Annotated in this window: 22 protein-coding genes; 3 read left to right on the forward strand and 19 right to left on the reverse strand. The window is 52.0% G+C overall.

Features of this window, described 5'->3' with window-relative positions; genetic code table 11:
- Window positions 1-6: 6 nt before the first annotated feature.
- The 10 genes from pepB to trmJ all read right to left on the reverse strand — a co-directional run bounded on the left by pepB (window position 7) and on the right by trmJ (window position 8,089).
- Entirely contained in the window at window positions 7-1,302 is a 1,296-nt protein-coding gene (gene pepB / locus ACQKDS_RS09165; RefSeq protein WP_399668992.1) for an aminopeptidase PepB, read from the reverse strand.
- Between the two features lie 84 nt (window positions 1,303-1,386).
- Window positions 1,387-1,587, reverse strand: coding sequence for a Fe-S cluster assembly protein IscX (gene iscX, locus ACQKDS_RS09170; RefSeq protein WP_399668995.1), 201 nt, complete (start codon window positions 1,585-1,587; stop codon window positions 1,387-1,389).
- A gap of 150 nt (window positions 1,588-1,737) precedes the next feature.
- Window positions 1,738-2,073 carry an ISC system 2Fe-2S type ferredoxin gene (gene fdx / locus ACQKDS_RS09175; protein WP_399668998.1) on the reverse strand — a complete coding sequence of 112 codons (336 nt, stop codon included), beginning with the start codon at window positions 2,071-2,073 and terminating at the stop codon, window positions 1,738-1,740.
- A 2-nt stretch (window positions 2,074-2,075) separates the two neighbouring features.
- A complete protein-coding gene (gene hscA, locus ACQKDS_RS09180) occupies window positions 2,076-3,926 on the reverse strand; it encodes a Fe-S protein assembly chaperone HscA (protein WP_399669001.1) in 1,851 nt (616 codons plus the stop codon).
- A 24-nt stretch (window positions 3,927-3,950) separates the two neighbouring features.
- The gene (gene hscB / locus ACQKDS_RS09185; protein WP_399669003.1) at window positions 3,951-4,469 is read right to left on the reverse strand and encodes a co-chaperone HscB; all 519 of its coding nucleotides are present in this window, start codon (window positions 4,467-4,469) and stop codon (window positions 3,951-3,953) included.
- 100 nt (window positions 4,470-4,569) lie between these two features.
- On the reverse strand, window positions 4,570-4,893 hold the full coding sequence (gene iscA / locus ACQKDS_RS09190; RefSeq protein WP_399669006.1) for an iron-sulfur cluster assembly protein IscA: 324 nt from the start codon (window positions 4,891-4,893) through the stop codon (window positions 4,570-4,572).
- A gap of 89 nt (window positions 4,894-4,982) precedes the next feature.
- Complete coding sequence (iscU, locus tag ACQKDS_RS09195; protein WP_399669009.1) at window positions 4,983-5,369, reverse strand: Fe-S cluster assembly scaffold IscU; 387 nt, start codon at window positions 5,367-5,369, stop codon at window positions 4,983-4,985.
- 24 nt (window positions 5,370-5,393) lie between these two features.
- Window positions 5,394-6,608, reverse strand: a complete 1,215-nt coding sequence (iscS, locus tag ACQKDS_RS09200; RefSeq protein ID WP_399669012.1) for a cysteine desulfurase — start codon at window positions 6,606-6,608, stop codon at window positions 5,394-5,396.
- A 55-nt stretch (window positions 6,609-6,663) separates the two neighbouring features.
- On the reverse strand, window positions 6,664-7,158 hold the full coding sequence (gene iscR / locus ACQKDS_RS09205) for a Fe-S cluster assembly transcriptional regulator IscR (RefSeq protein ID WP_399669015.1): 495 nt from the start codon (window positions 7,156-7,158) through the stop codon (window positions 6,664-6,666).
- A gap of 205 nt (window positions 7,159-7,363) precedes the next feature.
- A complete protein-coding gene (gene trmJ, locus ACQKDS_RS09210; RefSeq protein ID WP_399669018.1) occupies window positions 7,364-8,089 on the reverse strand; it encodes a tRNA (cytosine(32)/uridine(32)-2'-O)-methyltransferase TrmJ in 726 nt (241 codons plus the stop codon).
- A 128-nt stretch (window positions 8,090-8,217) separates the two neighbouring features.
- On the opposite strand from trmJ, the gene suhB reads away from it, so the two are divergent.
- The gene (gene suhB, locus ACQKDS_RS09215) at window positions 8,218-9,021 is read left to right on the forward strand and encodes an inositol-1-monophosphatase (RefSeq protein WP_399669021.1); all 804 of its coding nucleotides are present in this window, start codon (window positions 8,218-8,220) and stop codon (window positions 9,019-9,021) included.
- A 190-nt stretch (window positions 9,022-9,211) separates the two neighbouring features.
- On the opposite strand, the gene ACQKDS_RS09220 is transcribed toward suhB, so the two are convergent.
- Both ACQKDS_RS09220 and ACQKDS_RS09225 read right to left on the reverse strand, forming a co-directional pair.
- Window positions 9,212-10,234 (reverse strand): nickel/cobalt transporter, encoded by a 1,023-nt coding sequence (locus tag ACQKDS_RS09220; RefSeq protein WP_399669024.1) that lies wholly within the window; start codon window positions 10,232-10,234, stop codon window positions 9,212-9,214.
- On the reverse strand, window positions 10,225-10,893 hold the full coding sequence (locus ACQKDS_RS09225; protein WP_399669027.1) for a DUF1007 family protein: 669 nt from the start codon (window positions 10,891-10,893) through the stop codon (window positions 10,225-10,227). The genes ACQKDS_RS09220 and ACQKDS_RS09225 overlap by 10 nt, the downstream gene beginning before the upstream one ends.
- Window positions 10,894-11,033: 140 nt before the next feature.
- On the opposite strand from ACQKDS_RS09225, the gene csiE reads away from it, so the two are divergent.
- Window positions 11,034-12,299: a stationary phase inducible protein CsiE gene (gene csiE / locus ACQKDS_RS09230; RefSeq protein ID WP_399669030.1), complete on the forward strand. Its 1,266-nt coding sequence runs from the start codon at window positions 11,034-11,036 to the stop codon at window positions 12,297-12,299.
- Here csiE and ACQKDS_RS09235 read toward each other — a convergent pair.
- The gene (locus ACQKDS_RS09235) at window positions 12,296-13,450 is read right to left on the reverse strand and encodes a 3-phenylpropionate MFS transporter (RefSeq protein WP_399669033.1); all 1,155 of its coding nucleotides are present in this window, start codon (window positions 13,448-13,450) and stop codon (window positions 12,296-12,298) included. The two genes, csiE and ACQKDS_RS09235, sit on opposite strands and share 4 nt — an antisense overlap.
- Window positions 13,451-13,949: 499 nt before the next feature.
- A complete protein-coding gene (gene glyA / locus ACQKDS_RS09240; RefSeq protein ID WP_399669036.1) occupies window positions 13,950-15,203 on the reverse strand; it encodes a serine hydroxymethyltransferase in 1,254 nt (417 codons plus the stop codon).
- Window positions 15,204-15,559: 356 nt separating this feature from the next.
- On the opposite strand from glyA, the gene hmpA reads away from it, so the two are divergent.
- Window positions 15,560-16,750 (forward strand): NO-inducible flavohemoprotein, encoded by a 1,191-nt coding sequence (gene hmpA, locus ACQKDS_RS09245; RefSeq protein WP_399669039.1) that lies wholly within the window; start codon window positions 15,560-15,562, stop codon window positions 16,748-16,750.
- 69 nt (window positions 16,751-16,819) lie between these two features.
- Here hmpA and glnB read toward each other — a convergent pair whose 3' ends face one another.
- From glnB to ACQKDS_RS09270, 5 genes are all read right to left on the reverse strand, one after another.
- Window positions 16,820-17,158 carry a nitrogen regulatory protein P-II gene (gene glnB, locus ACQKDS_RS09250; protein ID WP_004847623.1) on the reverse strand — a complete coding sequence of 113 codons (339 nt, stop codon included), beginning with the start codon at window positions 17,156-17,158 and terminating at the stop codon, window positions 16,820-16,822.
- Window positions 17,159-17,170: 12 nt separating this feature from the next.
- Complete coding sequence (locus ACQKDS_RS09255) at window positions 17,171-18,793, reverse strand: NAD+ synthase (RefSeq protein ID WP_399669042.1); 1,623 nt, start codon at window positions 18,791-18,793, stop codon at window positions 17,171-17,173.
- A gap of 66 nt (window positions 18,794-18,859) precedes the next feature.
- Entirely contained in the window at window positions 18,860-20,197 is a 1,338-nt protein-coding gene (gene glrR / locus ACQKDS_RS09260; RefSeq protein WP_399669045.1) for a two-component system response regulator GlrR, read from the reverse strand.
- The gene (qseG, locus tag ACQKDS_RS09265) at window positions 20,194-21,066 is read right to left on the reverse strand and encodes a two-component system QseEF-associated lipoprotein QseG (protein ID WP_399669048.1); all 873 of its coding nucleotides are present in this window, start codon (window positions 21,064-21,066) and stop codon (window positions 20,194-20,196) included. The genes glrR and qseG overlap by 4 nt, the downstream gene beginning before the upstream one ends.
- Before the next feature lie 3 nt (window positions 21,067-21,069).
- The gene (locus ACQKDS_RS09270; RefSeq protein WP_399669051.1) at window positions 21,070-22,506 is read right to left on the reverse strand and encodes a sensor histidine kinase; all 1,437 of its coding nucleotides are present in this window, start codon (window positions 22,504-22,506) and stop codon (window positions 21,070-21,072) included.
- Window positions 22,507-23,087 lie beyond the last annotated feature (581 nt).

Consider the following 23,087-nt stretch of genomic DNA (forward strand, 5'->3'; position numbering starts at 1 on the left):
CCAATATTATTTGGCTTTGCTCAACAACAAATTAGCGACGGCACGCACGCCCAAGCCAGTCGCGCCGGCAGACCACTGATCCACGGCACCTTTGCGGTAAGTAGCAGAGCAATCAATATGCAGCCAACCTTGCTGATACTGCGCCACAAAATGCGACAGGAAGCCAGCCGCCGTACTGGCACCGGCGCTGTACGCTGCCCCGCCTACGTTGTTCAGTTCTGCAAAATTGGAAGGTAACTGGCTGCGGTGGAATTCGGCCAGCGGCAAACGCCAGAACGGTTCGTGTTCAGCTTGTGCACTGGTCAATAGCGCTTGCGCCAATGCATCATCAAAGCTGAACAGAGCATGATAATCATTGCCCAACGCAGTTTTTGCCGCACCGGTCAGCGTGGCACAATCAATGATCATCTCAGGGTTCTGCGCAGATGCATCAATCAGGCCATCCGCCAGCACCAGCCGACCTTCCGCATCGGTATTCATGACTTCAACGGTTTTACCATTGCGGTAACGAATAATATCGCCCAGTTTGAACGCGTTGCCGCTCACCATGTTATCCGCGCAGCACAGGTACAGCTTCACGCGCTTATCAAGACCGCGCGCCACCGCCAACGCCAGCGCACCGGTGATGGTCGCCGCGCCGCCCATGTCTGCTTTCATCGAATCCATAAATGCGCTTTGCTTGAGGCTATAGCCGCCGGAATCAAAGGTAATGCCTTTGCCCACCAAACATGCAAACACCGGCGCGTCTGGATTGCCGGTTGGGTTAAAGTCCAACGCCAGCAATACCGGTTGACGTTCGGAGCCACGCCCTACCGCGTGGATACCCGCATAATTCTGCTCACGCAGATCTTCGCCTTTGGTAATGCGATAGTTAACCGCATCGCAGCCCACGTCACACATCAAGTCTACCGCGCGGGTCGCCAGTTGTTCCGGCCCCAAGTTTTCCGCTGGCATGTTGATGGTGTCACGTACCCAGTCGATAATTTTCAGGCGCAGATCGAGTTCCGTGCGATCGGCCTGCGGCAGTTCCGCCCAGACCACATGGCGTTGACCTTTCGGCCCACGGAACCCCTGCCAAAATGCCCAGCTGTTTTCCAGATCCCAGCCTTCACCGGCCAGCGTGACATTTTTGATACCCTGACCGTCGATCTTACGTGCGGCACGTTGAATCGTCGCCAACTTGTCATTACCGATCAGGTGAATTGCCATGCCGTCGTTATTGGTACTCAGCAGCGCCTTTTCTCCCCAGCGTGCATCCGCCGGTTCATAAGAAAGGACTACCTGCATAGATTCTGTCGTCATTGCCTACTCCGTATATGCTTTTATTCGTTATTATCTTGTCGGATACAAAATAAATGGGCCGCCAATGGCAGCCCGTTACGCTATTTATTCTGCTTCATCTAACCAGACCAGCAATATGGCTTCCAGTATTTTTTCATTGGAAGCCTGCGGATCGTCATCGAAGTCTTCCAGATCGCAGATCCACTGGTGCAGATCAGTAAAGCGCACGGTTTTCGGATCGGTGTCCGGATACGCGTCGTACAAGGCTTCGCCGATTTCACGGCTATCGGTCCACTTTAATGCCATAATTTCATTCCTCTCACTCAGTGATACCAATGAATTTCAGGTTACAGCCAGGCAGTAAGTGGGGAGAATCCCCGGGGGCTTCCCCCCTTACGCGACTAAAGTAAGCCCGCATAACCAATAACGCCGCTGTCGCGTGAAAATCGTAGGGTATTAACCTTCGCGCGCGTGGTTGACGGTATAGCGCGGCATCTCAACCACCAGATCCTCATCGGTGACCCGCGCCTGGCAGCTAAGCCGACTTTCCGGCTCCAGCCCCCACGCTTTATCCAGCATGTCATCTTCCAATTCACTGCTTTCATCCAGCGAATCGAACCCTTCACGCACGATGCAGTGACAGGTGGTACACGCGCACGATTTCTCGCAGGCGTGCTCAATATCAATCCCGTTACGCAGCGCAACATCGAGGATTGACTCCCCTTGTTGGGCTTCCAGCACTGCCCCCTCTGGGCATAAATCTTGATGGGGCAGGAAAACTATTTTAGGCATGGTTAAACCTCATCCACGGAATGGCCAGCCAGCGCCCGGCGAATGGAAGCATCCATGCGGCGCGCGGCAAAATCTTGTGTTGTTGCATCGAGTGTTTTAATCGCCGCTTCGATCGCGGCAGGAACGGTGCCTTGTACGGCCTGTTGCAGCGCCGCCATCGCGGCGTCGATCGCCTGGCTTTCTTCGGCGTTCAACAAGGCCGCATCGCTGGCTAAAGCGCCCTGTAAACTTTCCAGCACGCGCGCAGCCTCAACGCGTTGCTCGGCCAACATACGTGCACTGACATCGCTTTGCGCATTGGCCATTGAGTCTTTGATCATGCCTGCGATTTCAGCATCTGACAGCCCATAAGACGGCTTCACCTGAATCGACGCTTCAACGCCGGTAGATTTTTCCATCGCGGTCACGCTCAGCAACCCGTCGGCATCAACCTGGAAAGTGACACGAATGTGCGCCCCACCGGCAGGAAGCGGCGGCAAGCCACGTAGTGTAAAGCGCGCCAGCGAACGGCAATCCTGCACCAGTTCACGCTCGCCCTGCAATACGTGGATCATCATCGCACTTTGGCCGTCTTTGAAGGTTGTGAACTCCTGTGCACGCGCCACCGGAATGGTGGTGTTGCGCGGGATGACCTTTTCAACCAGGCCGCCCATGGTTTCCAACCCCAACGACAGTGGGATCACGTCAAGCAGCAGCATTTCACTGTCCGGTTTGTTGCCGACCAGAATGTCTGCCTGAATCGCCGCGCCGATCGCCACCACTTTATCCGGGTCGATAGAGGTCAGCGGCGTGCGGCCAAAGAATGCACCGACCTGCTCACGCACCAACGGTACGCGGGTAGAACCGCCGACCATCACCACTTCCAATACTTCTTCGGCAGTGACGCCAGCATCTTTCAAGGTACGGCGACAAGCCATTAGCGTACGCTTCACCAGCGTAGCGATTAGCGTTTCAAATTGCTCGCGGGTAACTTCACCGCGCCAGCCAGCCACCTCGACCGCTGCGCTATCCGCACTGCTCAATGCAATTTTGGCTTTGATGGCCGCGTCCAGCAGTTGTCGCTGTACGCCATGATCGCTGCGATCGGCGACGCCAGCCTGCTCACGCAGCCAGTCTGCCAACAGGTGATCGAAATCATCACCACCCAGTGCAGAATCGCCACCGGTGGCTAATACTTCAAACACACCGCGACTAAGACGTAAAATAGAAATATCAAAGGTACCGCCGCCCAAATCATATACCGCGATCACCCCTTCCTGACCGGAGTCCAGCCCGTAGGCGATCGCCGCGGCGGTCGGTTCGTTCAGCAGGCGTAACACATGCAGGCCAGCCAAACGCGCAGCATCTTTGGTGCCCTGCCGCTGTGCGTCATCAAAATAGGCGGGAACGGTAATCACCACACCATCCAGCTCACCGTCCAACGCCTGTTGCGCACGGGCAGACAGTGCGTGGAGAATATCGGCGGACACGCCAACCGGATTCACCAAACCGCCACGGGTTGCCATCATTGGCAACCCGTTGTCGCTGGCTTGGAACTGATAAGGCAGATCGGGATAGCGTTGCTGCACATCGGCCAGAGAGCGGCCCATCATGCGCTTGACTGAACTGATAGTATTCGTCGGATCTTGTGCCGCCTGCTCGCGCGCCGTCCAGCCTACGTGGTGCCCCTCTGCGCCGTAATGGACGACGGAAGGCAACAGTTGGCGGCCTTGGCTGTCAGGTAGCGTTTCCGCCTGCCCGCTGCGTACCGTGGCAACCAACGAGTTGGTGGTGCCCAGATCGATTCCCGCAGCTAAACGGCGCTGATGTGGCGCGGCGCTAAGGCCGGGCTCACTAATTTGTAATAAGGCCATGTTGAGCTTCCAAAATAAAAAGAATCACTCAAAACCCAGCAGTTTTTCTTCGAGTTGTTCAACCTGTTGCTGGAGTTTGTCCAAGAAGCGCAGTTTGCGCACGGTATCGGCAGCCACCGGCCACTGCTGGTTATCTAACTCCAGCACCATTTGTGTGCTGCGCAGTTTGTAGGCACCGTTCAACCGTTCACCGAAAGCGGCGAGCGCGCTTTCATCCGCTTTACGTTCAATCGCATCAAGCTCTTCGCGCAGTTCCAGTTGTTCCATCAGGAATGCGGTATCACGCAGGGTATGCTGCTCATTACCCAAATCAAAGCCGTGCAAAGATAACATATACTCCGCGCGTTTTAACGGGTGCTTTAGCGTTTGGTAGGCTTCATTGATGGTCGCCGCCTGCTGTAACGCCATCAGGCGTTCACGCTCTGGCTGGCTGGCAAAACGGTCGGGATGGAATTGGCGTTGCAGATCCTGATAGTGGGATGCAAGCAGACTGCCGTCCACGGCGTAGCGAACTGGCAGCCCGAATAAAGTAAAGTAATCCATAGCGTGCTCTGGGCGTTATCGTGAGGATTTAGGTTCCCCCACGTAGGCGGGGGAGCATCTCATAAACCGCGAGTAGCTGGCGGAGGAACACGATGGACTGTCAGACGTTAAAGCTTTCGCCGCAGCCGCACTCGCTTGAGACGTTCGGGTTGTTGAACTTGAACCCTTCGTTAAGGCCTTCCTTAACGAAATCAAGCTCGGTGCCATCCAGGTAAACCAGGCTCTTGCCGTCAATGATCACCTTGACGCCTTTGTCTTCGAAGATGATGTCATCATCGTTCATTTCGTCAACAAATTCGAGCACATACGCCATCCCGGAACAGCCAGAGGTGCGAACCCCAAGGCGTAGGCCAAGCCCTTTACCCCGGTTGTCCAGAAAAGCCTGGACGCGTTGCGCAGCGCTGTCGCTCATCGTAATCGACATAACAACCTCACACTCAATTCCCCTTGTTCTTTCACACTACCGCCATGATAGCGGTAGTGTGACGTCTGTGGGGTATCACTCAAAAATAATTACTTGGCGCTGTGTTTGCTTTTGTAATCGGCAATCGCGGCTTTAATGGCATCTTCAGCAAGGATCGAGCAGTGGATCTTAACCGGCGGTAATTCCAGTTCTTCGGCGATCTGCGTGTTCTTGATCGTCTCCGCCTGCTCCAAAGATTTGCCCTTCATCCATTCGGTCACCAGCGAGCTTGACGCAATGGCAGAGCCACAACCGTAAGTTTTGAAACGTGCATCTTCGATGATGCCCGCTTCATTCACCTTGATTTGCAGTTTCATCACGTCACCGCAGGCCGGTGCACCCACCATGCCGCTACCAACGCTAGGATCTTCGTTATCAAAGGAACCCACGTTACGCGGGTTTTCATAGTGATCGATTACTTTTTCGCTGTAAGCCATGACCGTACTCCTGAACTCGGTGAATTAATGGTGTGCCCATTCGATGCTGTTAATGTCTACGCCCTGCTTGAACATTTCCCACAGTGGAGAAAGATCGCGCAAACGGCCAATAGACTTGCGCACTAACTGAATGGTGTAGTCGATCTCTTCTTCCGTGGTGAAACGCCCCAGAGAGAAACGGATCGAACTGTGCGCTAATTCATCGCTCATCCCCAGCGCCCGCAGCACATAGGAAGGTTCCAAGCTGGCGGAGGTACAGGCGGAGCCAGAGGAAACGGCCAGGTCTTTCAACGCCATGATCAGCGATTCACCTTCAACGTAGTTAAAGCTGACATTCAGGATGTTAGGCGCACCCTGCTCTAAATCGCCATTCAGATAAACTTCTTCCATATCCTTCACGCCGTTCCACAGACGGTCACGCAACACGCGCAAGCGCGCCATTTCGCCGTCCATTTCTTCTTTGGCAATGCGATACGCTTCGCCCATGCCGACGATCTGGTGCACCGGCAGCGTGCCTGAACGCATACCGCGCTCGTGGCCACCGCCGTGGATTTGTGCCTCGATACGGATACGTGGCTTACGGCGCACATACAGTGCACCAATGCCCTTCGGCCCGTAGATTTTGTGGCCGGAAAACGACATTAAATCGACTTTCAACGTGCTCAGATCGATAGGCAGTTTGCCTACGCTTTGAGTCGCATCAACGTGGTAAATGATACCGCGCGCGCGGCACATCTCACCAATAGCCGCGATATCCTGTACCACACCGATTTCGTTATTCACATGCATGATAGAAACCAAAATGGTGTCGTCACGCATCGCCGCTTCAAGCTCTTTCAGATCGATAATGCCGTTACTCTGCGGCGCCAGATAGGTTACTTCAAACCCTTCGCGCTCCAGCTGACGACAGGTGTCCAGCACGGCTTTGTGTTCGGTTTTGCTGGTGATAACGTGCTTGCCTTTCTTTTGATAGAAATTGGCCGCACCTTTGATCGCCAGGTTGTCGGATTCGGTGGCACCGGAGGTGAACACGATCTCACGCGGGTCGGCACCTATCAGCTCAGCAATTTGGTTACGGGCGATATCGACCGCTTCTTCCGCCTGCCACCCGAAACGGTGGGAACGGGAAGCCGGGTTACCGAAAGTACCGTCCAGGGTTAAAAACTGCATCATTTTCTCAGCAACACGCGGGTCAACCGGCGTCGTCGCTGAGTAATCCAGATAAATCGGTAATTTCATTGCTCTTGTGCTCCGTACATCACTTCCAAAAACAAAATAGAGTCTCGTCAGCTGCTTATGCGCGCAGATTAACGTTAATGGTTTCTTGCAGACGACCGTTGGCACCACGGCGCGTATCGTTATTCTGACGGTCTGCTACGTCGAGCACTTCCTGGCTGTTCACCAGTTCAGCTAACGTAATGTTGTTCAAGAACCCACTAATGCGTTCGCTTAAGTCACGCCACAGAGTATGAGTCAGGCAGCGATCGCCGCCCTGACAACCTTCTTTACCCTGGCAACGGGTGGCATCTACCGATTCATCAACGGCAGTAATCACCGCGCCCACGGCGATTTCACTCACATCTTTACCCAGCAGATAACCACCGCCCGGCCCACGCACGCTGGCCACCAAGCCATTTTTACGCAGACGGGAGAACAATTGCTCCAGATAAGAGAGCGAAATACCCTGACGTTCTGAAATATCCGCCAGAGGAACGGGCCCTTCCTGGGAGTGCAATGCCACGTCGAGCATAGCGGTTACTGCATAACGACCTTTGGATGTCAGTCTCATAGCTAAATGGTTACCTGTTGGTGAAACATGTGCGAAAGTCTGACATTCCCGAGTAATCCAGTCAACTATTTAACCTAGTAATTTACTCAAGTATTAGCACTGTTTGTCATAAACCACAGCTATTGTATATAAAATACATGTTATAACTGACGGATTAGTCATGCTTTTACTGTTTCATGCTGAAACCAGGTTGTTACTGATACCCTTACTCTTTCTCTTGTTTATCAATCGACGTCAGCATGCCGCGCAGAATATTCAATTCCTGCGCTTCAGGGCGCGCACGGGTAAAGAGACGACGCAGGCGGCTCATCACCTGCCCAGGATGTGCCGGGCGGATAAAACCGGTTTTGTGTAGCGTTTTTTCTAAGTGCTGATAGAAACGCTCAAGATCGTCGACCAGTGGATACGCCTCTTCCACTGCTGGGGGGGCATCAGCCTGTTGGCTGTCGAGATACGCCACGCGCACTTCATACGCCAGAATTTGCACTGCCATCGCCAAATTTAGCGAGCTATAGTCGGGATTAGCCGGAATAGCGACGTGATAATGGCATTTCTGCAATTCATCGTTGGTCAAGCCCACGCGTTCACGGCCGAAAACCAGCGCTACCGGGGCATGTTCACCCTCTTGAACGGCGCGCACACCACACTCACGCGGTTCCAGCATTGGCCATGGCAGCGTGCGTGAACGCGCACTAGTGCCAACAACCAGACTACAGCCGGCAATCGCTTCATCAAAGGTATCAACAAGGGTGGCGTTGCCAATGACATCACTGGCACCGGCGGCCAAGGCGATGGCCTGAGAATCGGGTTTTACCAGTGGGTTAACCAGATAAAGGTTGGTTAATCCCATCGTTTTCATGGCTCTGGCCGTCGAGCCCATGTTACCGGTGTGGGAGGTTTCAACCAAAACAATGCGGATATTGTGCAGCATACAAACTCTGAGCGTAGCGGAAAATCATAACATCTTAACACAAGATGATGGGTATTAGGTATTTTGCCGAACAGCTGCTATACTCCGCGCCGTTTCCTGTTCTTTAACATCCTAGTTGGAAGATACCCATGCATCCGATGCTGACTATCGCCGTGCGCGCTGCGCGTAAGGCCGGTAACCTGATTGCCAAAAACTACGAGACCCCGGACGCTGTCGAAGCGAGCCAAAAAGGGACTAATGATTTCGTCACCAACGTCGATCGCGATGCAGAGCATCTGATCATTGACGTTATCCGCAAGTCTTACCCGCAACATACCATCATCAGCGAAGAACGCGGTGAGCTGGCCGGCGAAGATCGGGATGTACAATGGGTAATCGATCCACTGGATGGCACGTCAAACTTCATCAAACGTTTCCCGCATTTTTCTGTCTCTATTGCCGTGCGCATTAAAGGCCGCACCGAAGTGGCCGTGGTTTATGATCCAATGCGCAACGAACTGTTTACCGCGACTCGCGGCCAAGGCGCACAGCTTAATGGCTACCGTCTGCGCGGCACCAACGCCAAAGACCTTGATGGCACCATTCTGGCGACCGGCTTCCCATTCAAAGTTAAACAGCATGCACCGGCTTACATCAACGTGGTTGGCAAACTGTTTACTCAATGCGCAGATTTCCGTCGCACCGGTTCTGCCGCGCTGGATCTGGCCTACGTTGCCGCGGGTCGCGTTGATGGTTTCTTCGAGATTGGCCTGAAGCCATGGGACTTCGCTGGCGGCGAATTGCTAGTCCGCGAATCAGGCGGTTTGGTCACCGACTTCGTTGGGGGTCACAACCATTACAGCTCCGGCAACATCGTGGCAGGTAATCCGCGTGTCGTTAAAGCCATTCTCTCTTCTATGCGGGAAGAGCTGAGCGAGGCGTTAAAACGCTAATCGTGGTAAAAAACGCTGCACTTGTGTGGCATTTTAGGTTGATGACAACGCTGCCTTTGAGCCCGAGATACTCGGGCCTAGCGTACCGAGGGGCACTCCGGCGGCAAGCCGCTACGACCCCTTCGGCACACTCTCCCTAATAACAGGCTTTGTCAACCGTATGACGCTGCACTTGTGCAGCGTTTTTTATTTATCGTGAGAAAGGCCGTACGCCGCTGCCAAACTCCGGCAAGGCGCTGGCGTAAAGAAGTATTCCTGCAAATAGCAAAATCAGCCCACCAGCCAAGGCTAACGCCCCCCACGCTATTGCACTCCAGGCCGCTGGCGCACGCGTGCCGCTGATCCGCACCGCTAAACGGCGACTGTAATGGACAAATAACGCCAACAATGAAATGGTTAACGACGTGCCCAACGCCATTGCCAACGCAGAAATCACGCCCCAATAAAATACGTCAATCACTTTTGAAAACAACAAAACCAGAATCGCGCCGGAACACGGCCGCATGCCCATCGCCAGAACAATCGCCAGTTGAGTACGCCAATCGCTTCCAGCTTGCAGCTCATTGTCGCTCGGTAGATGGCGGTGGCCACAACCACAATTCGCGCTGTGTACATGCTCTTCTGACAGCGGTTGTACACGATGAATTCTCAATGCTGGTGCAGGTTGCAACGCTTTAATGATGCGGTATAAACGCCGAAGCGCACGCCAGGTTAGCAACAGGCCAAGTAACACCACCAACAGATAACTGCCCTTCTCAAGCCAGAAACTGCTTTGATGCAACTGGCGCGAAGAGAGTTGCAACACACCCAGCACCAACGTGACGAGTGCAATGGCTACGCCCCCTTGCACCAGTGAAGCCGCGAAAGTGAGCCGCAGACTGCTTTTTAATCGTGCCGGATGAGTTGCCAGATAGGTTGAAATCACCACCTTGCCGTGGCCGGGGCCTAACGCATGGAGTACGCCGTAACTTAGGCTAAATAACACCAATGCCCATCCAGCCTGTTGCGGTGCGGCTTTAACCTGTTGCAGTAAACCGGCCATCTGCTGGTTCAGCGCCTTTTGCCACACCACACTTTGTAGCAAAATTTGCGGCCAATAGTGCCAAATCAACTGTAAGGCACCCGCCAAAACAATAACGAACAGCAGCAACGGCCACAGGCTGAGTGCCCAATGGCGCTGGCGAGAAGCGGATGAGCTAACATTTATTGACATTGCAAGGTGATCCGTTGTGCAAATTGCTGGCCAAGCTGCATATCTTCGCCCGGCGAATCATTTTTATCGAGCGACAATGCATAGGCTTGTAGCGAAGCATTTGGCTTGGGTGTCATCAGGTTAACTTGGCACTGCTGTGCCATCTCTTCTGGCAAATGAATAGCCGTTTGATCTTTGTAACTCATATCAACAAAAAAGGTCGGATCGTAAGTTGCTATCTCGAACGGCTTACCGGCCAACGGCTGCGCTTGCGCCAAAGGCAGCACAAACTCCAACACCGCTTTATGCCCTTGGCGCGAAAGTTGATATTCCGTGGGTAAATTTAAATATTTAACCGCTTTCCCATCGCGATAAATATCAGTGAAATAATGCTGCCCCAACACATTAGCCATCACTTGTGCTGCTAGCTTCTTCCACACTTCTGAATCACTTTTGGCATTTTTCGCGTCATACAGCAGATCTGCTGAGGTGATCTCATCCATAACCCATACCATTTTCAAACCAACCCATTGCCGATCTTTCACCACAAACGTGGCGTTCATATCAATAAAACTGTGTGGATGTGCAACGGCGTTGACGCTATACAACATGACCAGACCGGCGATTAACCTCAAAGACTTCATCATCACACCACACTCAATATTGTTATAAAGTAACATAATAACCTGCCGTTCAGCGCCTTTCTGGCACAATAACTGTGACCAAAGTTGTAAGCCGACGTAAAAGCGTTCACTACCGCCGTGTCTCCACGGCACCTTTTGCTATGCTTATGCTTCTACGTTAGCTGCTAGAAGGTAATATGAGCCTGGACAGTTTTCCTGTGCCTGAGCTCTCCGGTCAACAACGGCGCTGCCACATTTTATTGATGCTGTATATGCCGCTACTCACAGTAAAACTGGAGACTATCAGCCAAATCAACCGTGTCGATCTCGCTACCTGCCGGCAAGATATAGCCGAGGTTACCAGCGAAATCCAGCGTTTCCACCACTTGGACATGACTGATAACCCCGACAATAGCTACCACATAATAGGAAGCACGCTGAATAAACGCCTCTGCCTTATCCATTGGCTGCGGCGAGCGCTGCGCTGTTGCCCGCAGTTTATAAACGATACCTTCAGCCGCCAATTGCTGCGCGCACTGGCGGCTAATGACGGCTTTCCGGCTCGATTACAAGATTGTATCGATGACTGTGCACAACGGCTTAAACGCGATATTGATGCCCGTGAACGCCAATTCTTACAGCATTATCTGTGTTATTACCTATGGGAAAACGCTTGCCAACGTCATCCACAATTCAACGAAAGTCAGCGTGCCTGGCTGCATCAAAAAATGGAGTATCAAGCCGCGTCAGCGTTATCACAGATGTTAGCTCAGCAATTTGGACACCCACACCAGACCAACGAACAGGATTTTCTGGCGCTGATGTTTACCCTGTTGAAAAACCACCGCTATGAAAGCAATAATTCCGCAGAAGATTTACGTCTGATTGTCGCCATTGAACGCATGGTAGAGCGCTTCCAACGGATATCCGGCATGAATTTCAGTAGCCAAAAAGATCTGATCACGCACCTTTTTGCCCACCTGGCTCCCGCCGTCGAACGTTGCCACTTTAATATCGGTATCGACAATCTGCTACTCGAGGAGGTCGTACGTAAATATCCGCGTTTGATGCGCACGACACAGGAAGCCATGCAGCCGTTTGAGCAAGAGTACGGCATTCATTTTTCTCGCGAAGAGGCCGGTTTAGTCGCCATCAGCTTTGGGGCTTGGCTAATGCAAGAAAATGCGTTGCAGGAAAAGCAGGTATTGTTGCTGACCTTGGATAACCCACAGCTAGAAGAAGAAGTGGAATATCAGATCCGCGAACTGACGCTACTCCCGTTAAATATTAAGTATCAATCGCTGAACGAATTTTTACGCGCCGGGGCGCCCCAAGGCATAACACTGGTGATCACCCCTTACGCCACGCTGCAACCTGTCACACAGCCGACGCTCATCCACACCGAATTGCCGCTCAAGCGCCAACAACGTAAAACAATCCGCGCCCTGTTAGAAACGCCTTAACGTAACGCGGTGTTTGCCACGGCAGGCGGGCGGATAAATAATACCGGTAACACAATCGCCGCCATAACCCAGAAAACCCCGCCCTGCCAATGCTCAAACAGGAACCCGGCAATCACTGTCATCACCGCTATTCCTCCGCCCATCGCCAATGCCGAATAAACCGCCTGCAATCGAATCACTTCAGGCCCCTTGCGGGCGGCAATAAAGCGCATCGCGGCCAAGTGGCAAACGGTGAAGGTACCGCAATGCAACACCTGCACCAACAGCAGCCAGCCCAACTCAGTCGTCGAAGCCATCAAGCCCCAACGCAGTACACCACAGCAGGCAGACAGCAACAGTAAACTACGCGCATTCCAACGGCGGAACAGCAGATTACTGCTGGCAAAAATAATCACTTCAGCCACCACACCCAATGACCAAAAATAGCCGATGGCCGAAGCCGAATACCCGGCCTCCTGCCAATAAATCGAGGCAAAGCTGTAATAACCCGCGTGCGCGCCCTGTAACAGCGTGACACACAATAAAAATCGCCAGACCGGCCCTTCACTAAGCAGTGCGCGCCATGAGCGGCTGGGCTCATCGATAGAACGCGTTTCCTCTGCCTGTGGCATCACGCTAGGTTTTAGCAACATCGCTAACAGCATCGCCAGCAAGCTAAAAAGCAGGCTATACAGAATGGCGCTATGCCCCCAAGCCGACACCCACTGCCCGGTCAGCGCTGAACCAATCACAAATGCCAGTGAACCCCACAGCCGCACCCGCCCATAATCCATCGGGATTTGCTTTTGCCAGGTCGCAGCTAAGGCATCGGTCAGCGGCACCAGCGGCGAAAAGAACAGGTTAAAACCAGCAATCACCAGCATCAACCATCCCCAGCCGTTGCCAAAGCAAAAACCAATCGCGAATGCCAATGTCAGTAATGCCAAAATGCGTAAAGCAGTGACCAGTTGAGAAGGATCTTTAACGCGCGGCGCAATCAATAAGCTACCGAGAAAACGCGCCACCAACCCGGCCCCCAACAAGATGCCGATGGTATCAGGCTCCAGCCCTTCACCTTTTAACCAAACGCCCCAGAATGGGAGAAAAATGCCATAAGAAAAGAAATAGGTGAAATAACTGAGCGCTAGCCAACGCGTTGATTGCAAGACCATGTTCCCTCCGGTGTGTGGGCGATACTTTGACAGAGCTCACATCAGCTAGCAATCTTGGCTCAAGATCATCCCATTAGAGTGCAATGTAGCTCACACTTTGACGCTTATGGATATAAAAATCCGCCGACGCGATACGGCTTGTCAGTGAACGTTTTTATGCCGGACAGATGGGATTGTTGGTCGCTATCAGCACATCACGCCATGCGCCTCACATATTGTTGCCCCAACCAACCCGTTCAAACAATCAGATAATGTGGTCACGTTGGTTTAAAACGACGGCTAACAATGCCCGCTAATAATAGCTTCGAAGGATGCCTGATCACGTTACGCAAAGCGAGGAAGGTGGAGGTGGAACGACAGTGTTGACAATTGTCCGAGGCAAGAGCGGCGTGTATTCCTGATAGCCCGATGGGGCTGTCATAAAATAAGGCGCAATGCCGCCCAGTATTCACTGAACTTTATTGCGCCTAAGCGAAACTTTTAAATAGAAAGACTGAGATTATGCGTAAACCGGCAGGCGGGCGCAGATATCCAGTACTTTCTTCTTAGTACGTTCAATGGTGGCTTCGTCGTTGATATTATCCAACACATCGCACATCCAACCTGCCAGTTCACGCACTTCCGCTTCTTTGAAACCGCGACGGGTGACTGCTGGCGTACCGATACGGATACCGGAAGTCACAAACGGGCTCTTCGGATCGTTAGGTACACTGTTCTTGTTAACGGTAATGTTGGCGCGCCCCAAGGCAGCATCCGCTTCTTTACCGGTCAGGTTCTTATCGACCAAATCCAACAGGAACAGGTGGTTATGTGTACCGCCAGAAACGACTTTATAGCCACGCTCTAAGAACACTTCCACCATCGCTTTGGCATTTTTCGCCACTTGCTGCTGGTAAATCTTGAACTCAGGCTCCATCGCCTCTTTCAGTGCAACTGCTTTACCCGCAATCACATGCATCAAAGGACCGCCCTGGCTACCCGGGAAAACCGCGGAGTTCAGTTTCTTATACAGCTCCTCATCGCCCCCTTTCGCCAAGATCAAACCGCCACGCGGGCCTGCCAGCGTTTTGTGGGTGGTGGTGGTCACGATATGTGCATGAGGAACCGGGTTCGGGTACACGCCAGCCGCGATCAGACCGGCAACGTGCGCCATATCTACAAACAGATAAGCGCCGATGCTGTCAGCGATTTCCCGCATTTTGGCCCAATCAACCACGCCAGAGTAGGCAGAGAAACCACCGATGATCATTTTGGGTTTATGGGTTTGCGCCAGTGTAGCCAGTTCGTCGTAGTCGATCTGCCCTTTCTCATCGATGCCGTAAGGCACTACGTTGTACAACTTACCAGACAGGTTAACCGGCGAACCGTGAGTCAGGTGGCCACCATGCGCCAGGTTCATACCCAAAATAGTGTCACCCGGTTGTAACAGCCCGGTGTAAACCGCAAAGTTAGCCTGTGAACCGGAGTGCGGTTGTACGTTAGCGTAATCTGCACCAAACAGTTCCTTGGCACGATCTATAGCCAATTGCTCAACGATATCAACGTGTTCGCATCCCCCGTAATAACGCTTGCCCGGGTAGCCTTCAGCGTATTTATTAGTCAACTGGGAACCTTGCGCCTGCATCACGCGCGGGCTGGTGTAGTTCTCAGAGGCAATCAGTTCGATATGCTCTTCTTGACGCACCACTTCTTGCTCCATTGCGCGCCACAGTTCGGCATCGTAATCGGCAATGTTCATTTCACGCTTTAACATCCGGCATCTCCTGACTTGAATCCAGCTAACTAAAAAGTGACCAAATAACTACCCGTTTGGGTTCTGGGCAACAGTGTAAACTGTTTTCCCCCGTTGAGGATAGGTCTTGACAGAGGTTTTTACGCAAACGATTGGCTTTAGCTGCAGCAAGGCTTTGATCCGCTAACGCCTCGCAATATTCAACGGATATTTTCTCACGGTATTGATGCGGTTTTTTCATGTTCTGTGAAGCCGATCGGTTATTAACAAACACGCAACAAAAAAGTGGGTATTTACAAGCATACTGCAACCCTATAAGATGCATTTAAAATGCAACATTGAAGTATCTTAACAAAATCGTATACAGGAGCATCAGCATGCTGGATAGCCAAACCATCGCCACCGTTAAATCCACTATTCCCCTGCTAGCTGCAACCGGCCCAAAGCTGACAGCACACTTTTATGATCGGATGTTCGCGCATAACCCCGAATTGAAAGATATTTTCAATATGAGTAACCAACGCAATGGCGATCAACGTCAAGCACTGTTTGATGCCATTTGCGCGTATGCCAGCAATCTGGACAATTTGGCAGCACTCCTGCCAGCGGTTGAGCGCATTGCGCAAAAACACACCAGCTTCAACATTCAACCGGAGCAGTATCAAATTGTGGGTACCCACCTGTTGGCAACGCTGGACGAAATGTTCAATCCGGGTCAGGAAGTGCTCGATGCCTGGGGCAAGGCTTATGCCGTATTGGCAAACGTATTTATCCAACGTGAAGGACAGATTTATCAAGAAAGCGCAACCGGTAATGGCGGCTGGCGCGATAGACGTGCCTTCCGTATCGTAAAAAAACAGCCGCAAAGTGATGTTATTAGCAGTTTCATTCTGGCACCGGAAGATGGCGGCCGCGTAATCGACTTCAAACCGGGTCAATACTTGGCGGTTTACATCAACGATGACAGTCTCGAACATCAAGAAATTCGCCAGTATTCGCTCACCGCGGCACCTAACGGCGAATTTTACCGTATCGCGGTAAAACGGGAACAACAGGGTATTGTATCGACTTACCTGCATCAGCAAGCAAAAGAAGGCGATGTCATCTACCTTGCCCCACCGCACGGCGATTTTTTCCTCGATGTCGCCCCAACCACTCCGGTGGCATTAATTTCCGCAGGCGTCGGCCAAACCCCTATGCTCGGCATGCTAAATGCGCTGTATAACCATCAGCACCAAGCAGACGTTCACTGGCTACACGCCGCGGAGAACGGCAGCGTACATGCCTTTGCCGACGAAGTGGCCGACATTGCAGGACAAATGCCAAATTTGAGTCGTCATGTTTGGTATCGCGAACCGGGGCAAAACGATGAGGAAGGGCGCGATTATCAATCACGCGGTTTGATGGATCTCAGCGTTGTCCGCTCTGCACTGAGTAATCCACAAATGCATTATTACTTCTGTGGCCCGGTGGCATTCATGCAGTTCATCGGTAAACAACTACTGGATATGGGCGTTGCAGCAGAACGCATCCACTATGAATGCTTTGGCCCGCATAAGGTGTTATAGCGGCGATAGGCGGGTTTAGCTGTGATGATGGGCGAAGCATGCTTCGCCCATTTTGAATAGCTGAAAATATTAAATGGCTTCTTCGTCTTGCTCGCCGGTACGAATACGCACAACTCGAGCGACATCAAAGACAAAAATTTTACCGTCACCAATCTTGCCGGTTTGCGCCGTTTGCATAATGGTTTCAACGCAGGTGTCGACGATATCATCGGCCACCACAATTTCAATTTTCACCTTCGGTAAGAAATCGACCATATATTCCGCACCGCGATACAGCTCGGTGTGACCTTTCTGGCGGCCAAACCCTTTAACTTCGGTCACGGTCATGCCGGTAATACCTACCTCGGCCAGCGCCTCACGCACGTCATCCAGTTTGAATGGCTTGATAATAGCGTCAATTTTTTTCATCTTTTTTCCTTATTACCAATTTTTGCGGCCAAAGCCGGATGTAATCGGATAACGACGGTCTTTACCGAAGTTACGCGCGGTAATGCGTGGCCCCACGGCCGCCTGACGGCGTTTGTATTCGTTGATGTCCACCAGACGGATCACCTTACGCACCACCGCCTCTTCAAAGCCTGCGGCCACCAGATCGGCAACTGACATATCGCGTTCAACGTAGCCTTCCAGAATAGCATCTAAAATATCATACGGTGGCAAGCTATCCTGATCGACCTGATCCGGAGCCAGCTCAGCAGACGGCGGACGATCGATAACGCGCTGTGGGATCACATAAGACACGCTATTACGGTATTCCGATAACTTAAATACCAATGTTTTCGGCACGTCTTTCAACACATCGAAACCACCCGCCATATCGCCATACAGCGTCGCGTAACCCACGGCCATTTCGCTCTTATTGCCCGTCGTCAGCACTATGCTGCGCCGCTTGTTTGAAAGCGCCATTAGCACCACGCCACGACAGCGCGCCTGGAGGTTCTCTTCGGTGGTATCGCGCTCGGTGTTGGCAAACATCGGTGCCAGTTGCCCCATGAAAGCATCGAACATCGGTTCAATAGAAACCACATCAAACTCAACGCCCAGAATTTCCGCTTCTTCTTTAGCATCGGCAATACTGATATCCGCGGTATAGCGGAACGGCATCATCAGCGCCTGCACTTTTTCTTTGCCCAGTGCATCAACCGCAATTGCCAGCGTTAACGCCGAATCAATACCGCCAGAAAGCCCCAACACGGCACCTTTGAAACCATTTTTATTAACATAATCACGAACCGCAAGCACCAGCGCTTCATAAATTTGTGACAATTGGGGTAATTCCGCAGCTGGGGCGGTCATCGGCACCACGTCACATTCGTTGAATTGCAAACGTGTCACCTGCTCGGCAAAGGCTGCCAAACGGTGCGTCATGTTGCCCGCCGCATCAAATACCTTCGAACAGCCGTCAAAAATCAACTCATCCTGACCGCCAATCTGGTTTAGGTACACCAACGGCAGGTTGGTACGGCGACAGTGTTCTGCCATCAGCGTTTTACGGATGTACGGCTTCTCTCGGTTATACGGCGACGCATTGATCGATAGCACAATTTCAGCACCGGCTGCTTTCGCGGCATCAATGGGCTCAGGGAACCACAGATCTTCGCAAATCAATAGCCCCAAACGGTAACCTTTTAACTCCACAACGCAACATTCACTGCCTTCGTGGAAATAACGTTTCTCATCGAACACGCCATAGTTCGGCAACTGTTGCTTGAAATAACGTGCCAACAACTTACCTTCCGCAAACAGTGACAACGCATTGTACAACTTGCCACCCTCACGCCACGGATGACCAACCAGAATAGCCACCTCGCCTGAAGCCTGTTGCAAACGATTCAATTGCACGTCGCAACGTTGATAAAAATCGTCGCGATATAGTAGGTCTTCCGGCGGATACCCCGATAACGCCAGCTCGGTGAACATAACCAGATCGGCTCCCGCCTTCTGTTGCTCTTGCACGATTTGCAACATGCGTTCGCTGTTGCCTTCTATGTCGCCCACCAGCAAATTCAACTGGGCTAACGCAATGGAAAGTGATCTGCTCATATCTCTATGTTCTGATTCCGGCTGATTCATTGAGAACCTGCTTATGCAGGTCCAGAAAAGAAAACATCATTCTTTAAAATCGTTGGCATCCAATTCATGGCGCGACAACAACTTATAAAACTCGGTACGATTACGACCAGCCATTCGGGCGGCCTGGGTCACGTTACCTTTAGTAATCTGCAACAGCTTACGCAGATAATGCAATTCAAACTGATTACGTGCTTCGACAAAGGTCGGTAAGGCGGTGTTTTCACCTTCCAACGCTTGCTCCACCAATGCTTCACCGATCACTGGCGCAGAGGTCAATGCCACACATTGTTCAATCACATTGACCAATTGCCGCACATTGCCCGGCCAACTGGCGGTCATCAGGCGTTTCATGGCATCAGAAGAGAAACTGCGCACAAACGGTTTGTGACGTTTAGCGGATTCCCTGAGCAAATGATTTGCCAACAACGGAATATCCTCGGCACGCTCATTCAACGCCGGAATTTTCAAATTAACGACGTTCAGACGGTAGTATAAATCCTCGCGAAATTCATTTTTTGCCATCGCTTTTTGGAGGTCGCGATGGGTTGCGGAGATAATACGCACGTCAATATCCAAGTCACGGTTACTGCCCAGCGGACGCACCTTACGCTCTTGCAGTACGCGCAACAGTTTAACTTGCAGAGAAAGCGGCATATCGCCGATCTCATCCAAGAACAACGTTCCCCCAGCGGCAGCCTGGAACAACCCTTCACGGCTACTGACCGCACCGGTAAACGCGCCTTTCGCGTGACCAAACAGTTCGGACTCTAACAATTGCTCAGGTAACGCACCGCAGTTGATGGCGATGAACGCTTTCTTACCCCGCGGGCTGGCCGCGTGTATCGCCTGTGCAAACACTTCTTTCCCGGTACCGCTTTGCCCATTAATCAGTACGCTAACGTCTGATTGCGCCACCATTTTCGCCTGCTCGAGCAAGCGCAACATGATGGGACTGCGGGTGACAATATCTTCACGCCAACTTTCATCCCCTGCTGGAAGTGACAGCGACAACGCTTCATCGATGGCTTTATACAACGCGTCACGATCGACCGGTTTGGTCAAGAAGCTAAAGACGCCTTGCTGCGTTGCGGCGACGGCATCTGGAATAGAGCCGTGCGCAGTCAGAATGATGACCGGCATGCCTGGCTGATGTTTTTGGATTTCAGCAAACAGCGCCATGCCGTCCATTTCATCCATGCGAAGGTCACTGATCACCAGATCGATTTTTTCACGGGCTAACAGGCGCAACGCCTCTTGGCCGCTTTCTGCCGTAGTGACATGAAAACCTTCACTGCTCAGGCGCATTCCCAACAGCTTCAACAGGCTGGGATCGTCGTCAACTAATAACAAATTTGCCGGTTTGCGAGCGGTCATTGCGCTTGTGGCTCCTTATTAGCAGGTGGCGGCGCATAGGTATCTTCTGGCTCAACCGGTAAGGCCGTGCCCTTCTCCGATACGCTATCCGGCTCCACGATTTTCGTTTTATCGGCAGCCTTGTCAGCCACATTCGGTTTGGCCAACGTAGCGCTATTATCCGGCATGTCCCCTTGCATTTGCTTACGGGAGGAAAGTTGACGTTCGATATCGGTCAGGTTTTCCAGCTTACGTGACGTTTCTTGCAACTGATTTTGCAGCCTAATCTGAGTTTGGCGCAGTGTATCAATTTGATTGTCGGTATTTTCTTGTAAATGCTGATAGCGGGCGCGCTCATCAAACAGTGAAATTTGCAACGTCTGTTGCTGACGCCACAATTGTAATAATGGGCGCAAGGTGCTGGGAAAATCCAAGCGATAGCTGTTCAGGCGGTCAATCATTTGACGGCGCTCGGCAGAGGTCGGCTCAGCGCTCCCCAACAAAATACTTTGTTTGAAAACCCCCTCCCAGCTCATGGCCGGTAACGTTTTCGCTAATGCGCGCGCCTGAGTGGAACCGATACGATCGGCGCAATCCATAGCGCGAAGCCAATAAAGGGAGTTATCCAGCGCGTCTTTTTCATCCAGTGACCACAGGGTATCGCAAGGGGCGATACGATAATCCACCACTTTCGCGTCAGGTATCGCCTCTTGCTGCAACGGTTCCAGGCCGCGGCTAACGGCACGATCGGCACAGCTGGCTAACAAAAACGGAACAACAAGAAATGAGCCCAAAAAGAAAAGTGGACGCTTGCCGAGCGGTGCGTACTGCGTGTCGCACGTTGAACGTTCAGTCTTGGATAGACGAGCGCGTTTAGACCATGTGTACATTATTTATTCATTCTCGGCGGTTAATGGCAACTCAATTCGGAAACAGACATCCGCGTCGTTGACGCTGACTAGCTGCAATTCGCCACGCATTCGACGAATACAATCGTGCGCGATGCTCAGGCCCAGTCCGCTTCCTTTTACCGCCCCTTTTCGTTGGTGACTACCTTGGAAAAAAGGCTCAAAAATCATAGCCTGTTCGGCTTCGGGGATTGGCGTGCCGGTATTGGCAACATCAATCTGTACTTGTTGACCAATTTGGCGGCTGCGAATCCAAATGTTACCGGATTCCTTGCCGTAGTGCACCGCATTGGAATAGAGATTATCCAACACACGCATTAATAGCGTAGGCTCCGCCCAACAAATTTTTGCCTCAAGGTCAATCTCAGTGTGAATTAACTTCGCTCTGGCCGGTAAACTGTGGGCTGCGACAACCATGTCGATCATTTCCGTCAGTTCAATATTTTCATGCTCCGCCGGCCCATCAGCCAGCTTTCGGTTGTAGTCTAGCAATTGCTCGATCAGTTGCTGTAAATGCCGGCTGCTGTGATCGAGAATGGTCACCACTTCTTTTTGATCGGCCGTCAGCGATCCTGCGACTTCATCCGCGAGCAGTTCAGTGCCTTCTCGCATGCTGGCCAACGGGGTTTTCAACTCATGGGAAATATGCCGCAAGAACTCATGGCGCTGTGATTCCAACCACGCCAGCCTTTCGCTTAGCCAGATAATCCGTTGCGCCAACGAACGTAGTTCACGCGGCCCTTTAAAGGTGGCCACCGATCCTAATGATCGCCCTTCGCCCAAACGGTTAATCATACGCTCGACCGCTTTTACCGGCCCGATAATCATGCGAGTAAATAAGACCACCAGCAACACACTGACCAGGAATAACAACAACGCCTGCCAGCCAAAGAATTGGCCACGTTCGGCAATCGCCTGTTGTAATTGCTGACCACGCGAGAACACCACCGCCCGCGTCGCTTGAACCATTTCTGCATTGGAACGTGAGAATGACTCCAACAGTGCCGAGGCATTGTTCTCTGGGCCACTGTTTTGGCATTTAATCGTCGCAAGTTGGGTTAGCAAGTCGCGCAAAGTTTGGTAATAGCGTTGGTCGGGTAAGATTGGCGCATGGGCATCAAGCATTTGCGAATACTGTTTTCGCTGATTCTGGTACAGACGTTCCAATGTGGGATCGACCAATACGCAATACTGCCGATAACTACGCTCCATTTCCAGCGCGATACTGGTCATCGCCTCACTGCGGCGTGCATCCACCAAGGTGGTACGGTTAATATCGGCCGCTTGTGAGCTGAGATGATTCAAACTCTGATACGCCTGATAGGCTAATACCAGCAGCGGTAACAGAACCAGCAAAAACGCCATTAGCACCAATTGGCGCAGCGAGCGGGGGAATAAACGCCATCTTTTCAACGAAATCATCTCATTGTCTCTTGTCTGTCCTGATGCTAACCGAGTCATCGATAAGAGAAAAGCCCGCGCGTGGATAATCCGGAATGTGTTACGCAAAATACCCGCAAACGCCGCCAATAAATCACGGCCGCACGCCACAGGCCACGCATATTTCACCGAAAGGTTTCGTTAGGAAATGGCAGTTGAAAAGTGTCTGAAATGACATTAAGGATAAGACAGAGAATTGACGTTGGGGCATGATTGCCCCATCGCAAGGAATAAGTGGATGCCCTTCAGTCTCGTCCCCAGGGTGATGTAGCCCAAAGGCTGGCATCGAATAGGACGAATAGCATCCAAAAGTATCCTGAGCTGATGAACATTTCATCACAGTTGGATACAGGCGGTGCCTCACTCCACGTGTCGTCCGATGCTTGATAAAGCCGCGTGAGCGTCTGTTATCGGTTTGGTTGGACGATAGGCACCATTTCTACGGCATCATTCTAAGGCTTATGAGGCGCTGTTCCGTTTATATACGGAGCCATCATAAAAAGGTGAATGAGCAACTGCCAGTTATAATGCATTATACGTGCCAACTTTTCAATTTATTTTGT

It is taken from the genome of Serratia sp. NPDC078593 (assembly GCF_050268245.1).
In the GTDB taxonomy this organism is placed as follows: Bacteria; Pseudomonadota; Gammaproteobacteria; order Enterobacterales; family Enterobacteriaceae; genus JBNNGK01.